This is a genomic window from Spiroplasma endosymbiont of Sarcophaga carnaria, assembly GCF_964019595.1.
Taxonomy (GTDB): Bacteria; Bacillota_I; Bacilli_A; order Mycoplasmatales; family Mycoplasmataceae; genus Spiroplasma; species Spiroplasma poulsonii.
Map to the genome: position 1 here is coordinate 1,675,446 of NZ_OZ026456.1, position 15,948 is coordinate 1,691,393.

Below are 15,948 nucleotides of genomic sequence, written 5' to 3' on the forward strand. Positions count from 1 at the left end.
AAAATGCCAATTGGAACAGGGAAAACAGCTCTTATTTATGCTGTTAAAAAAAATCCAACTAGATTGTCAATTCAACAAAAAGAAAAAAGTTTTGGGTTACAGTTATTGGAATTTTTAGGAATTCAAGTTTTAGCCCTTGGTTTATCAGTTTTGACTGGTGGTGTTGCATCTGCTATTGGGCTTGGTGCGGGATTATCTAATTTTGCCGCAGCATTTATCTCGTTTGGAGTAGAAACAGCAACCGATTTTGCCGTAAATCAAATATACGATAAATTAACATCAGAAGTGACAGTAAAAAGTACTGCCTTAAATTTGTTACCAGCAATTGGTGGAATTGGTAAATTAACGCGTGCTGCTCGCACAACTAAAATTTTAAAATTAGCAAAAGAAACTAAATTACTTGAAAAATTAGGTGTAATAACTGCTAATAACTTAGAAGATATTGTAAAACAAGTTACGGGTAAAAAGATTTTATCTGATAAATTAATATTTGATTTTACAAAACAGGCTAATAATGAAAATTTATTATATACAATTGGAAAATTAGTCCGAAATGATTTTTATAAGGGTTTTAAAGTTTCTAATTTAGAAATAATTAATAATTTATTAAAAATTGAGAAAAATATTCAAAAAATAAGTCCTAAATTAGTTCAAAAAATACCACGCGTAAATGAAAAAAATGCTAATAAATGATTGTCTGAATATGGATTAAATATTGATAAAATAAGCAAAATTAATACTAATGAGTGATATAACATTATGACTAATCTTCATAAAAAAGGTGTTGGTAAAAACCTACTATTAAATGCTAATTTAATGCGTGGTAGCAAAGTATACAATAATAAATTATTAAATATCTTGCACCAAACACCAATTAAATTAAATAAAATTTTGAATCATTTAAACCCAAATTTTTATATTCAAAAAGTAACTAAAAAATTATTAGCCCCAATTGAAAAACAAATAATTACTATTAAACAAAAAGTAATTAGTAAAATTACTGAGCAAACTAAAAAAATATTATCTAAATTTGAAACTAAGGCTATTAAAAAAGGCCAATTATTACCTTTTGCTTATGGTTCTGATGTTTTTTTATCGGTTAAAATTGTTCCTTTATCAGTTGCAGGTGAAGTTGCTTTAACAATATATTATAAAAATCCTAAATATTCCCCTATTGTCGTTATGACAACTTTAATCAAAGCAAAACAATTTGTTTTAGCTCCTGAACCGTTTAAATTCTATATGAACAGTGAGTGGTTTATTGGTTGGGGATTTAATAAAACAAGTTTGTTTAATTTAGTTTCTTTTGCACCGGTTGCTTATCAACAAGTAGTAAAAGATAGTTTTAAAATATATCGGACAATTGCTAAGATATTAAAGTTACAAGAACAATTTAAAAATAACTTTAATAAAGATAAATTGTTAAATACGATAAAAGATAGTGCTGTTGCTAGTTTACTGGGCGGTGGCGTAGCATTTCAAACATACAAGCAACTAAGAACAAAACAAGATTTAAACAAAACAATTAAAACAAAAACACTATTAAGTAGTAAAAAGTTTATCTTAAATAAGATTAAATCAAAAAGAAAACAATGATAAGGAGATGATTAAATGTTAAATGAATTATGACAAAATGTTACTTTGGAAAATTATAATAATTTTATTCCAATGACAGGTAAAATTATACAAGTTCCAGTTCGTTATAATAAGTTCTTTAAAGGTGATGTAGAATTATGATTTAAAACATTTGCTTTAAGAGCCCAAAATATGATTAATTCATATTTAAACTATCCATTTTCAAAACTAAAATTTGAAACATTTAAAGACCCATTATTAAAGAAAATTTGTATTAATATGGTGTTTATTACTATTGAGCATTGAACATTTAACCGTATTCCGATTGAGTTTTTTACTTCGGCAAATATGAGTGTTGGTGATATTAATTATTCTTCACAAAATGACCCTATGGCAACATGACAAGGTCTATTGCCTACCTATGCAAAATCACTGGCTAATCTAACAACTTTAAAGAAAATGTTTCGAACTTTTCAAGAAGAAGGTATTGATTTAACAATGATAGATTTAGAAGCATATTATACGCAGTTAGAAGTTGATGCTTTAATAGAAAAAGAAAAAACTAAGATTGACAATAAAAGTATTATAAAAAATAACAATAATGAAATAAATGTTCCATTTGATAATGATACTATTTATTATGAAAATAATGTTTGAAAAACAAAACAAGGTGGCGATATCCCAACTGATGTTATTAAAGATAGTGATTTAAATAAAGATTATATTGATAAAGAAAATGGTAAATATATCTTTAATTTTGTCGAAAACTCTTGATGAAATAAAAAAAATCATCAATATGACAATTTGAAAACTAATTTTGTGTAAGATTATGATTTTGCTTTAAATTTTTTAAACGTTAAAATATAATACCGTTGATTGTTGGTTTGGTGTTAAACCTTTGTGTTGGTATTTTCATTTTCAGAGCTTTAAATAATTTTGAATATTAGTGAAACCCAAACCATGATAATGAATTAAGGCTTCTTTAAGACTGGATTGTAATTTACTAATCTTATTTAACTTTTGATAACTAGTATCAGGGTTTGTACTAGTTTTGGTGGAATATAGAGTAGAATTTGTTTGTTTTGCTACTAATAAATATAGTGGTTGCATATCAGAAATAATTATTGATTTTTCTTTAATTAGTTGCTTATTCATATTTTCAATAATCCATTGTTTTTGTAATCTTTTGGTATTGGTGGATTGAACAAAAATATTATTATTGCTATCAACTGCCATTTGAATACAGCATTTGGTATCAGTTGAAAATGGATCGAGATGAGTTTTTCGTTTATCAAATTTATCTTTAAAATTGCCTTTATGAATTTCTTTAATAAATGTTTCATCCATTTGGATTTGACCATTTAATTTTTTAAATTTTAACTGTGTATTTTCTAATTGTTTTGATTGCATTAATTTTTGTCGATTATATCAAGCGGTTTTTGGGGTTGTTTTAATAAAACGAGAAATTATTTTACTAGATTGTCCTAACAATGAAATTTGAATTAATAAATTTCACTGTTCATAATTTAAATGACTTCAATAAGTAAAATGATGACGAAATTCATCAAAACTAGCACGACATTTTTTACATAAATATTTTTGTTTTCCTTCGGAATTATGACCATTTTTAACACAATGAAAAGATTTGCAATTAGGACATATAATGCCTTTATCTCTAAATTTTTGATCAATTTCATTTAAACGTTTTTGTTTTTTAATTAAGTCTGCTTGTTGTTTTATTTTTTCATAAAATTCTAAAAATTGATCATCTGTTAAGCTATTTATTAATTCTGTAATTATTTTTTTCATCATTTATTTACCTCCATATATTAAAAATATACCTAATTTTAGGTATATTTTATAAATATCAAGAGTTTTCGACAAAATTAAAGAAATATATTGTTAAAACAGCAAAAGATTTATTAAGTAATTATTATGATGTAAATGCCATTGATAATTTTTTAATAAATAAACAAGATAAATTAATAAGTGGTACAAATATTAAAACTATTAATGGTAATTCATTATTAGGTAATGGTGATATATCTATTAATAATGGTAATGATTGAGAATTAGTTGATATAAGTGATTTTGTATCTTTTTCTGACAAAAAATATCAAATTAGAAATTATGATTCTACAAAATATAAATACAAATTATGAATTGGTACTTATGAAAATGACGGAGATACTATTAATATTATGTTTGAAACATATAAAAATCATTATGAATTTATTTTATTTGCTGGCCTTAATGGTATAAAACTTAATAAAAATGGCGCAATAAGTTCTGAAAATAATAAATTAATGTCATTACATGTTGAAAGAAAAAAGGTAAATTAGAAAGGAGATGTTTTTATGCCAAAAGTAACTATTAAAGATTTAATTATGTTTTTGAAAATCTTTGGAGTTTCATCATTGTTTTTTATAGCAGGAATCATTATTTGTTTTATAGGACCAACTAAATTAGGAATTGGTTGACCTGCATATGTAATTATTGGTGCAATGCTTAATGGTTTTGGAGTTGTTATTTTAATTATTGAAACTATTAGATTTATCAAAACTCATAACAAACAACAAAGACAAGATAGCATTGAAGATGTTATTAAAAAAGAAGAAACAAAATAAAGAGGTGTTATAAATGGGGTTGTTACCTGCCAAAAAGAAATTAAAGAAAAGCTATGATATTGATAGTTATTATCTTAATTTAGCATCAACGATTACTAATCGTAAAAATGTTACTGTGCAAAAACATAATGAGATTTTAGAAAAAAGAATTTGTGAAGATAATGCTAATTTTTTAAATCCACGAAATTTAGAAATTAGCATTTATAATCCAATTATTAATCAACAATTAGATACTAAATTAATTAATAACTTTTTAAAAATGCAGGACTTTACTAATAAAAATTGATATAACGAATATAAAATCAATAAATATGGTAAAGGTGCCTATTTTATTTTTGCCAATAATTCAAAACTTAATTTTATTACTATTAATTTTTACAATGACCAATATGATGAATTGGGTAATTTAGTATCTTGTACTTTTGATTATGACCCTTATATTAAAAATGACCAGAGTGTTTTTATTACTGAAAAATTAGAAATTGATTATGTAACTAAACAAGTAAAAGTTATTAGAAAGTTAAAAACACGATTATACAGTACTATTACCGACTTATATATTGATGATGCTAAATGAAATAATTATACAGCTTTGCAAAGAGAAGAAATATTACCAATTGATTTTATACCAATTGAAATTATTCCTAATAACGCTAATTTTGAACCTTCTGCTCGTTATGGTAAACAATTTGCTAGTATTTTAGACATTATTGCTGAAAAAATAATGTTAGACCCATTATTAAATAGTGGTAAATTTACTATTAATACTAATGGGGTTACTGGTGTGGTTGACCAAGAAATTAGTAAAATGTTGGCTTCATTTGTTGAAAATGACTTGTTATTAGTTGAAGGAGACCCTGATAGTAATTTTCAACCAGTAGACTATATCGCTGGTAATTTTAAAGGTGAACAATTAACCAAAATATATGATTGATTATTAACTAATTATTATAAAATAAATCGCCATCATGTTCCCGCGATTGCTAAGGGGGCTCAACAAACCCAAGCGGAAGTTGCTGGTGTAAATATTCAAACAAACGCCTCTTATGAACAAATGATATACATTAGAGAAATTAAATTAACTGAATTTATTATTAAGTTAATTAAATATGATAATGTGATTTTAAACAGTAGAACATTTAATATTAAAAATATTGATGAGTTAATTGTTAATGTTCGATTACCAGTAAATGCTACTTTAAACAGACAACTAAAAAATAACGAAACTATTATCAATATAACTAATGAAGAAGGAGAACAAGAATAATGTTAAAACCATCAGAAAAAATGTTAGCACAATTAGCGGAAAATGATGAACCAATTGATTATTCAATTGATAGTATTCCGTTAGATTTTGCTAATCAATCACAATATAGCGATCCCGATTTAGAACAATTATTTACAGAAGACCGCGCTAGAACCTTATATATTTATAAAATTAATAATCTTGTTAAGACAAAACAAAAACCAACCTTAAACTATTCTCAAAATAGCGTTAAAATAGGTTTTATTGACAAAGATGAATATATTAAAATAACTGGTTATGAAATTAGTGACTTTAATTTTAAATTGGTCGTATAAATTATTTAAGGGTCTTAAATTAATATCTTAGAAATTGTGGAATAATATACCACTTACTTATTTAGATTGTATTACTTTTAATTTTATTGTCAACACTTTTTTCTATTTTTTTAAATTTTTCCACGACAAAAATACATGTTTATTAAAGTTATTTAATTTATTAGATAAAATCTTTAATTTTGTCGAAAACTCTTGATGAAATAAAAAAAATCATCAATATGACAATTTGAAAACTAATTTTGTGTAAGATTATGATTTTGCTTTAAATTTTTTAAACGTTAAAATATAATACCGTTGATTGTTGGTTTGGTGTTAAACCTTTGTGTTGGTATTTTCATTTTCAGAGCTTTAAATAATTTTGAATATTAGTGAAACCCAAACCATGATAATGAATTAAGGCTTCTTTAAGACTGGATTGTAATTTACTAATCTTATTTAACTTTTGATAACTAGTATCAGGGTTTGTACTAGTTTTGGTGGAATATAGAGTAGAATTTGTTTGTTTTGCTACTAATAAATATAGTGGTTGCATATCAGAAATAATTATTGATTTTTCTTTAATTAGTTGCTTATTCATATTTTCAATAATCCATTGTTTTTGTAATCTTTTGGTATTGGTGGATTGAACAAAAATATTATTATTGCTATCAACTGCCATTTGAATACAGCATTTGGTATCAGTTGAAAATGGATCGAGATGAGTTTTTCGTTTATCAAATTTATCTTTAAAATTGCCTTTATGAATTTCTTTAATAAATGTTTCATCCATTTGGATTTGACCATTTAATTTTTTAAATTTTAACTGTGTATTTTCTAATTGTTTTGATTGCATTAATTTTTGTCGATTATATCAAGCGGTTTTTGGGGTTGTTTTAATAAAACGAGAAATTATTTTACTAGATTGTCCTAACAATGAAATTTGAATTAATAAATTTCACTGTTCATAATTTAAATGACTTCAATAAGTAAAATGATGACGAAATGCATCAAAACTAGCACGACATTTTTTACATAAATATTTTTGTTTTCCTTCGGAATTATGACCATTTTTAACACAATGAAAAGATTTGCAATTAGGACATATAATGCCTTTATCTCTAAATTTTTGATCAATTTCATTTAAACGTTTTTGTTTTTTAATTAAGTCTGCTTGTTGTTTTATTTTTTCATAAAATTCTAAAAATTGATCATCTGTTAAGCTATTTATTAATTCTGTAATTATTTTTTTCATCATTTATTTACCTCCATATATTAAAAATATACCTAATTTTAGGTATATTTTATAAATATCAAGAGTTTTCGACAAAATTAAAGGATAAAATTAATAAAAATATAAATTTCTTTGTAAATTATTAACTGAATAATTAATTCTATTTTCTTCTAGCAGTTGTTCATTATTTTTAAATAAATCAATTCTATTTTTTAATCCCATCATACTAGCATTTAATTTATTTTTAATAGTTTTTTCACTATAAATTGCTTTTTTAATCATAGTTCCTTTTCAATAATGAGAAATATCACCTTCCATATGACAACCAACATTATTTCATAATGTTTGATTTCTAACGCCTTCTTCATTATTTTTAATTAATGTAATAGTTTTATTTAAAAAATCTAATTTAGCATCGCTTATAAAAGATTTACTATCTTCTAAGCATTGTAATAATTCTTCATATTTAGCATTAAAAAAATAATCAACGGCTTTATGATATGTTTCTCTATTTTTCTTATTTTTATTTTGATAGGGATATAGTTTTTTAAATCTACTTGTAAGATGAAATTTATCTATTGTATAGTGAATTTTATTTTTAGGAAAATATTGATGCATAAAATTTTTAGTATTTTTAATTCAAGGTGCACCATCACCTAAAATCATAATTTCAATATTGGGTGTCATGTTGTAATGAGTTTCAATTAAAGTAAATAATTTTATAAGAACTGGTTTTAAATTTGCTTCTTTTTTAAGATAATCTGGAATATTATCCATTTCAAAAATACCTAATTTATTTGCAATTACAGGTCTTTTTACAGTATATTTTTCTTCATCAAAACCAGTATGTACAGTAGAAACTATTGTGTGTTTTTTTATCTTTTTTCGTCCTTGTTTTGTTGCATCTAACATTTTTAAATAAGTTCCATCAATTTGAATATATAAAGTATGTGGTACCTTAATTCTTTTATCAGTTTTATTAATATAATATTCTTTATCAATTTTTGCATTTTTCATAATATTAGATATTGTCATTAAACTAATTTTTACATGTTCCATAGTATCTAAAATATCTTTATATCTTTTTTTCTCAGTAATAAATGATAATATTTTTTCTTTAACAGAATTATCTATTCTTTGTCATTTTTCAATTCCTAAAAGTTTATCCAAAGGAAAAATATATTCTTCTTTACCTGTTTTTGGATTAATTTTATAATATTTTCTTCTTTTAAAAGTTATCTTACCATTTAAAATATTTAATGTTCTTGCTTTTATTTCTTTTACTTTATAATCTTTAAATTCTTTTAAAGTTTCATCAGTTTTATAATTTTTAAAAATTCATTCATCAGAATTTTCTAAATTTTGCTGAATAATTTCAATACTTTGTATATATAACAAATTAATAAAATTATTAAAAAAGTTTTTATCAATATTCATTATTTTTGTACCCTCTTTCTATAGTTTAGGACAATATCATAAAAATAATGAAAATGCAAAAAAAGATATTATTTTTTATTTATTGTGTTATAATTTAAGTGTTAATTATTAGCAAATTAATTTAACTGAAAAAAGTAAAGCAATTTACTTTTTTTTATTTTGATGTAAAATATAGATAATAAAAAAGAACTTGTGAGAGTTCTTTCATAGTTTTTATATACTCTTTTATTTAATCATATTCATTAAATAATAGCAATTTTAATATGCAAAAAGGAGTAAAAAATGGTAACTTTTAAGACTATTTCGCGTAAAACTAAGGAGTTTTTACGGCAAAAAGCGGACAAATTAAGCAATAAAAGAGCATATTTATATTATTTAAAACTACCATTTAATGATTGAAAAAATAAAGTTGATACAAAAACCGTTGATTTTATTAAGGATACGATAAATCAATTAGAAATAGAATTGGAATTAGCTTTATTAAATGACCAATATGGCGGGGGTAAGAAGATATATGTTGAGAAATATGTTAAAGATACAAATATAAATAATTCAAATATAGTTATTACTTTTGATAAAGAAGAATTACCAAAAATAAATGAGGTGATTAAAGATGCTTAAACATTTTTTACATTTAGATGAAATACCAAGATGATTTTATCAGCAAAATGTTCCTAATGCTCCTTGAAAAGAAATATATAATCCTGCTGATGAATATAATGAAATTGGATCACGGTTTAGTGCTAAAACATGGATGATTAAAGATAATCCGATTGGTAAATCATGTGCTATATCTTTATTAGTAAATAAACCAATATTTATTATTGCTGTTCAAAAAATGGGTAAAGATATTAGAAAAGGTGTTTTTGAAAATATACAAAATACTCTTAATGCTATGAATATTAATTATAAAGTTAATTTATCTGAGCATTCTTTTACTCTAGATAATGGTACTTATATTATTTGTAAAGGATTACATTCAACTACTAAAAGAGAAAAATTAAAAGCGTTTGCTGATTTAGAAAAATATGAATTTGCGATTGAATGAAGAGAAGAAGCAGACCAATTAACAAGAGAAGACATAAGTGAGTTAGATTATGCTGTTCGTGGTGCAAAAAGAAAGTTTATTATTAATTCATCAAATCCTGAAAGTTTAAAAAGATATATTATTGGATATTGTAATGAAATAATGCCATTTGATGAAGAATTAATGCGATTAAATTATGACCAAATAGGTAAATTTAAAATAAATTATTATGAAAAGAATGAGAAATTTACTAAAACAGTTATTATTCATTATTCTAGTTGAAGACTTAATAGTTATTTGGATAGTGATGTTAAAAGAAAGCAACTTATATTAGAAAAATTAGATCCTGAAAGAGCAAGAGTATGGAGTTGAGGATTACCTGGTAATACTAGTGGTTCAATCTTTGCAAGATATATTGATATTATGCAAGCAACAGATATTATTCAACCAACTAAATTATTAGGTGGTGTTGATTTAGCAAACTCTACTAGTCCTAAGGGACATACTACTGCTGCTAGTTTTTGATTGTATAATTCATTTAATAAAAAAGCATATAAAGTTGCTGAATATACACATTCAAATGCTACACAACAATTTAAAGGAACATTAGAACAAGTTAAAGATATTTTAGAGTTTTATAACAATCAATTAAATCAATATTTTAATTTAATACAACAAGGTATATCAATTAATGTTGATGACAGTGCTTATGCAACATTAGAAAGTTTAAATAGAGAAAAATATAATTATTCTTTTGGTCAATATATGCATTTTAAACCAGCGCAAAAGCAGAAATTTAAAATAAAGCATCGTATTGAAGCATTTACCATGTTAATAAATACTAATCAATTAAAATGATTATGAGAAAAATGTCCTGTAAGTAAAACCCAATATGAATTAATTCAATGAGAAGATAAACCTGATGTAAGAGAAGAACGAATGTTAGACTTATATGATGATACATTTGATAGTGATTTTTATGCTTTACACTTTGAATTAATACCAATGGTTAAACATAATAGTTCAGCAGATTATAAATTATGACAACAAAGGGAGTGAATAACTTAATGAAAAAAGATATTTATGTAATACACGATGAAAGAGTAATTAATGCAAAAAGACCATATATGTCTGTTTGTGGACAAGTTAAAAAAAGACTTTGTCAAGAATTAAAAAAAGATAATATCGCAATATGTAAATTAAATTTATATAACGAATATATTAAGAAATATCAAAAAGTTAAAGTATGTGTACAAGTTTTAGCAAATGAACCTAGTTTATTAACAGTAAATATTATTAATTATGCACTTATTTTAAAATTAAAGGAGCAAAATAACAATGAATAATACTTTTCCTAGTTTACCAAACTTAAATGATATTAATAGTGTTTTAAAATTTTATAATTATGATTGAACTATTAATTTAGCCAATATTATTGCTCGTCATCAAATGCGATTAGTTAATGGTAAAGATATTTTATTTAAGTCTCATCGTAAAGACATTTTAGAAAAATTAAATTGATGATATGAAACTTATAAAATAAAAGAAAAATTAGATAAAAATGAATTAACAGCAAGTTTAATGGGCAAAACTATTTTTGGTTTATTAGAAACATCAGATGGCAATATTGATTTATGAATTAATCCTTTTAACTTTACATCTCGTGTAAGTAAAATAAACGAAATTGAACAAGGTGCTGATATTTGATTAAATTATCATCAATCAGATAGTGGTTTTATTTTAAATTTAATTTGTACCAAAGATAAAATAGTTATTAAAGGTTGACCTAAAAATAATGAAGTAGTTGTTGGACAAAGTAAAACACAAATTAAAGATGATGTTAAACCTGTTTTAGTACAAGAATTTAAAAATAAATTAGGCGTAGTTCCTTTTTGAGAAATGATTAATGAACCTAATCCGTTATTTTTATCAACATCAACTACATTAAACCCATTACCTACAATGGCAAATTGTTATAAATTACAATTTGATTTAGAAGATAGTTTTAATATTAAATCAAAAGAAAGATGAGCAAATCGTACTCATTGATATGGAATATTAGATGATGATTTAATGACTGCTTATAACAAAGGTAATAAAAAAGTATTACAAGATGCTTTTGATGATATTTTTATTCAATCAGGTCAATCAGCCGTAGATGGTCAATTATCTCAATCTTTACAAGTAGTACAAGGAACACCAACCTTAGAAACATATACGGAAGACCAAAAAGCAATTATTGAACAAGTATATTTAGCATGTCATTTTTCTAGTCCTTTTGGTGATAAATCAGATAATGACCAAAATAAAACACAATCTTTATTAACTAAAACCAAAGATTTAGAAAAACAAGCATATTTACAAGCATATCGTAAGCAATATTATACAAAAGTGTTTGATACCGTTTTAAAATATTACGGTTTATGAGATGGTACTGGTGAAAGACCTTATGGTTTTGATTTTGTTAGTGCTAGTTTAGTAGATCAAATGCGACAAAATGAATTAATTACTGCTAGATTAGATAATGGCACAATGGAACCAATAAGAGCAATTACTGAATATGAAAATATTGATGAATTAGAAGCAGCAAAATATTTAGAAAAAATAGAAGCATGACAAGATAAAATGCAAGCCAAAGAAATAGAACATAATAATAAATTAATGGAATATGATGAAACTGGTAATAATCAAAATGCCTTACAAGGTAGAACAGAAATTAAGGAGAATTAAAAAATGAGTAGAATTAACCCAGGGGTTATCGAAGAATTACGAAGACAAGCCCATGATACTTTAATAGATATTAGAGAAAACATAAAAGACAATCGCCATTGAATGGTATTTCCTTTTAATGTTTATAGTTCATATATTCCTGATACTGAAACAGGTTGAAAACCTAATAATGCTAAACCAAGTGATTATGGTAGTTATTCACGCATATTTGATAATATGGAAAGTACTATTGCACAATGACAAGATAGTTTAAAAATAGTGCAAAAATATAAAGGTGAAGAAATTAATATATTAACGATTGATGATTTTAATAAACAACCAATTAATTCAACTATATGAGCAAATAATGAAACACCTTTTGCGATAAAATTAAAAGATGAAAATAATAATGTTTATTGAAAATTAATTGATGGTGAAAACATTTATGATATTAATAGAATGCTAGAATACTTAAAGCAATATAAATTAAGTTATTTTATGAATAATGATAATAAAGCAGATAACTTTTATACAAAAGAAGTTAAAGTTGGTAAATATTGAGATTCTTATATGATTGATGATAGAAGTTCAATTCAATTTGGCGATGCTAAATTTGAACAAGTATTTACTCAACAATCAACAGAACGACAATATACTTTATTAATTTTAGATGAAGATGCTGAGAAATTAAATATTAATGATTATTATAATTTTTATACTGTATTTAATGATCGTGGTTTAAATATTGGTGGTGGTGATATTAATTCTGCACCCCAAGATAGACAATGATTATATCCATCAAATGTTATTAATTATTATTCACCTTATGATGGTAGTTTTTTATGACAAGAAATTACCTTTTCAAGTATTAATGACAAAATTAGTAATAGTGGTTTGGCAGTACGACAATTTATTCAAACATCAGCACCAGGTGAAGGTTATTGTTTTCCTAAAATAACTTATGATGAAAAACTAAATAAAGGTATTGTTGAATTAGATGAAGTTTTATTAAAAGACCCAGGTGTTAGAGCAATGGCAGTTAAATTTTATGGTAATCCTATCTTTTTTGATATGCCAGTTATTGGCCGACCAATTATTAAAGGTGAATTTAATAAAAAAGTAATGAATTCAAGGGACTTGCTAATGTATAATATGTATCCTGCTGCTCCTGATAAAATAAATACTTATGCATCACCAGATGTAAGTTGATATAACATTCAAGGTATACAACCAACAATGATAACAGGATTTAAAGATTGAAAAGATAGTATGGAAGCAAGATATGATTTTTGAAATCAAAAAAATAGTGAGGGTATTGTTATAACTGACCCAACTACTACATCAGCAACTAATTCTAGTGTTGGTAGAAATATTCATACAGAAGATGATAATTCTAAGTTTTATTGGTCTAAAAACTGAAATATAACACCACCAAATAAAGTAAAAGTAAATAGTGGTAATGTTGATAATATAATTAGTACTCAAGCCTCATCATATTTTAGAAGAAAAGATGAATTTGGTAATACAGTTGGTCAAGTTCAATTTGAATATAATAAAATGGGTACATCTAATGTTTGAGATATTTTAAATATGAATAATTTTATTAATCGCCAAACAACCGTATTGCCTTTAAACTATACACAAAAATTAGTTTTTAATCCTTTTACGATACCGGGCGGAGTTGGTAAATTCTTAAACTTTATTTCGTTTGGTATTCCATGAGGGTGAGTAATTAATCAAGATGAAAAAACTTGACCTAATTTTCAATTTCTTAATGGTTTTATGAGTGCTAATATTTATAGTTTTTATAATGATGCATTTTGAGGTGATAGTGCACAAGGTAATGGATATTTACCATTTGAAATATTTAGAGAACAAGGTAATGATAAAGTTGGTGCTATCTTTGGAGCAAATGCTACTAGTTTAGGGTTTACAACTTTATTAACTGATAAATGTAAAGGTACTGTTTTAACTAACGATGGTAAACCAACAGAAGAATTAATTTATTCAACTTATAATCTAAAACAATTAAATCCTAAAACTAATCGAGTTTATTTAATTAATGAACAAACCAAAGCAGTTGATGCTCAAACACCAGTTAGTGATAGTGAAAAAGATAATGATTTAGAATTCTTACAAACACCAGATGGGACAAATTGTAGTTATATAATTGATATGTTTTCAATTCAAGCATTATATAAAGGTAATTTTGAAATTATCTTTTATGCTGATAATCCATATACTAATAATGAAGAAGATTATTTAAGATTATCAGTATGAAGTTTTAGAGGTAAAACAAAAAGCGTATTAAACAATTATTTACGCGATATGACAACTAATTATAAAACTAGTTTCTTATTACCACACGATTATGAAATACCAACATTTAATTACCCACAATATGTTCTCCCACCAGTACCTTATAACTATAAACCTTATACAAAAGATATCTGAGATGGTAAAACAGGGCAAACATTAAAAACCAAAATTACCGCACCAGCACAATGTAAAAATAACAAAATTGAATATTCACCAACTTTATTTCCTAATGATTTTAGTTATGGTTATTATGAAACTGAAATTGATTTAAGACAAATTGACCCAACAATTCAAAGTATAGATAAATTTATTAGTTCATATAAAACTATTGAAATAAGTAATCTTAATAATTTACAAGTTAGATGTTTGAAACCTGATATAGAAAGATTTATTAAAGACAGAAATGTTAATCTTTTAGGTGGTTCTAATGGTTGTAATTTAAATGGTGGCTTATTATCTAATATAACTTTACAAAAAACAGGATTAGAACAAAAAGATAATGTTAATTTTGATAATACAATAACTTTGTACACTGATAATATAACTAATCAAATTCAAACATTCTCTACTGCATATACTAATGGTTTACCAAGTGGATATTATCCAAATTTATATTTAACTGAACAAAATAATTGAAATATTATGTTTATACTTAGAATAACAAAATTATCTGATACTGATAAAGATAAAATTAAAGAAACATATTTACAAATATATTATACAAATGATATGAAATTAAAAATTAGATTTTCAAAAGTATTATTTGCTCAGTTATTATTGAATACTGGATTTGATTATTGTGGTAATGATAAAGATATAACAATAGACTTAAATGCTTTGGGTGTATTAAATATAGTAAATAATAGTGATAATCCTATTAAAATTACAATTAAACCAAGATAAAAGAAAAAGAGATGTAAAATCTCTTTTTTTTATTCACCTTTAACTTTTACATTACCTTTATCATCAATAATTAAATCAGGTATATTACTATTTAAATTTCAACGGTATACTGATTTAAAGTAAACTCCATTATCTATTTGCCAGGGTTTTATAGTTTTATACGAAGATTGTTGTTCACTAATTATAATATCAAAATTAGTTTCTGTTTTATGTTGTCCAATAAAAATATAGTATTTATCTTGGTCATCAAACTTATTATATCTTTGTTTTTCTGTATTTTGAAATTTAGCAATTCTTCAATTATTATTTTTATCACCACGCCATACTACATAATATCATTTATTATCAACAGTATTAAATGGTTTTTCTTGTGGTGCTGTTCATTCTAAATTGTCTTTAATTTCTTGGTTATTTGTTTTAATTTTGTTTTCTTTTTTTAATTGTGCTAATTCTTCGGGTGTATATTCATGTTGTGGTGTATTACAAGCAACTAAACTGGTTGTACTGGTTCCTATTAAAGTGATTGTTCCTAAAAGACTTAATATTTTTTTCATTTATTT

General features: G+C 24.4%; 14 protein-coding genes. 10 read left to right on the forward strand and 4 right to left on the reverse strand.

Translation table 4 applies throughout. The features are described from left to right. Positions 1-3: 3 nt before the first annotated feature. Both AACK91_RS09630 and AACK91_RS09635 read left to right on the forward strand, forming a co-directional pair. Positions 4-1,599, forward strand: coding sequence for a hypothetical protein (locus AACK91_RS09630; RefSeq protein ID WP_338966237.1), 1,596 nt, complete (start codon positions 4-6; stop codon positions 1,597-1,599). Positions 1,600-1,611: 12 nt separating this feature from the next. Further along, positions 1,612-2,400 carry a hypothetical protein gene (locus tag AACK91_RS09635; protein ID WP_338966239.1) on the forward strand — a complete coding sequence of 263 codons (789 nt, stop codon included), beginning with the start codon at positions 1,612-1,614 and terminating at the stop codon, positions 2,398-2,400. A gap of 24 nt (positions 2,401-2,424) precedes the next feature. Here AACK91_RS09635 and AACK91_RS09640 read toward each other — a convergent pair whose 3' ends face one another. Continuing rightward, on the reverse strand, positions 2,425-3,387 hold the full coding sequence (locus AACK91_RS09640; protein ID WP_338966240.1) for an IS1/IS1595 family N-terminal zinc-binding domain-containing protein: 963 nt from the start codon (positions 3,385-3,387) through the stop codon (positions 2,425-2,427). Between the two features lie 545 nt (positions 3,388-3,932). Here AACK91_RS09640 and AACK91_RS09645 point away from each other — a divergent pair. Genes AACK91_RS09645 through AACK91_RS09655 form a run of 3 tightly spaced genes read left to right on the forward strand, consistent with a single transcriptional unit; the run spans position 3,933 to position 5,783 of the window. Next, positions 3,933-4,202 (forward strand): hypothetical protein, encoded by a 270-nt coding sequence (locus AACK91_RS09645; RefSeq protein WP_338966242.1) that lies wholly within the window; start codon positions 3,933-3,935, stop codon positions 4,200-4,202. Between the two features lie 13 nt (positions 4,203-4,215). Beyond that, the gene (locus AACK91_RS09650) at positions 4,216-5,469 is read left to right on the forward strand and encodes a hypothetical protein (protein WP_338966244.1); all 1,254 of its coding nucleotides are present in this window, start codon (positions 4,216-4,218) and stop codon (positions 5,467-5,469) included. Next, positions 5,469-5,783, forward strand: a complete 315-nt coding sequence (locus tag AACK91_RS09655) for a hypothetical protein (protein ID WP_338966247.1) — start codon at positions 5,469-5,471, stop codon at positions 5,781-5,783. Before AACK91_RS09650 ends, AACK91_RS09655 begins: the two co-directional genes overlap by 1 nt. A 271-nt stretch (positions 5,784-6,054) precedes the next feature. Here AACK91_RS09655 and AACK91_RS09660 read toward each other — a convergent pair whose 3' ends face one another. Together AACK91_RS09660 and AACK91_RS09665 are read right to left on the reverse strand one after the other, a co-directional pair. Further along, on the reverse strand, positions 6,055-7,017 hold the full coding sequence (locus AACK91_RS09660) for an IS1/IS1595 family N-terminal zinc-binding domain-containing protein (RefSeq protein WP_338963247.1): 963 nt from the start codon (positions 7,015-7,017) through the stop codon (positions 6,055-6,057). A gap of 87 nt (positions 7,018-7,104) precedes the next feature. Continuing rightward, positions 7,105-8,430, reverse strand: a complete 1,326-nt coding sequence (locus AACK91_RS09665) for an Mbov_0401 family ICE element transposase-like protein (RefSeq protein ID WP_338966251.1) — start codon at positions 8,428-8,430, stop codon at positions 7,105-7,107. A 282-nt stretch (positions 8,431-8,712) separates the two neighbouring features. On the opposite strand from AACK91_RS09665, the gene AACK91_RS09670 reads away from it, so the two are divergent. From AACK91_RS09670 to AACK91_RS09690, 5 genes are read left to right on the forward strand one after another with little or no spacing between them, the layout of a single operon-like run. Next, positions 8,713-9,051 (forward strand): hypothetical protein, encoded by a 339-nt coding sequence (locus AACK91_RS09670; protein WP_338966254.1) that lies wholly within the window; start codon positions 8,713-8,715, stop codon positions 9,049-9,051. Then, positions 9,044-10,525 (forward strand): PBSX family phage terminase large subunit, encoded by a 1,482-nt coding sequence (locus AACK91_RS09675; RefSeq protein WP_338966257.1) that lies wholly within the window; start codon positions 9,044-9,046, stop codon positions 10,523-10,525. Before AACK91_RS09670 ends, AACK91_RS09675 begins: the two co-directional genes overlap by 8 nt. Continuing rightward, positions 10,525-10,803: a hypothetical protein gene (locus AACK91_RS09680; protein ID WP_338963373.1), complete on the forward strand. Its 279-nt coding sequence runs from the start codon at positions 10,525-10,527 to the stop codon at positions 10,801-10,803. The genes AACK91_RS09675 and AACK91_RS09680 overlap by 1 nt, the downstream gene beginning before the upstream one ends. Beyond that, on the forward strand, positions 10,796-12,187 hold the full coding sequence (locus tag AACK91_RS09685) for a hypothetical protein (protein WP_338966260.1): 1,392 nt from the start codon (positions 10,796-10,798) through the stop codon (positions 12,185-12,187). Before AACK91_RS09680 ends, AACK91_RS09685 begins: the two co-directional genes overlap by 8 nt. A gap of 3 nt (positions 12,188-12,190) precedes the next feature. Continuing rightward, a complete protein-coding gene (locus tag AACK91_RS09690; protein WP_338966263.1) occupies positions 12,191-15,388 on the forward strand; it encodes a hypothetical protein in 3,198 nt (1,065 codons plus the stop codon). A gap of 29 nt (positions 15,389-15,417) precedes the next feature. Here the strand turns inward: AACK91_RS09690 and AACK91_RS09695 are convergent, their stop codons facing one another. Continuing rightward, complete coding sequence (locus AACK91_RS09695; RefSeq protein WP_338966265.1) at positions 15,418-15,942, reverse strand: lipoprotein; 525 nt, start codon at positions 15,940-15,942, stop codon at positions 15,418-15,420. Between the last annotated feature and the right edge of the window lie 6 nt (positions 15,943-15,948).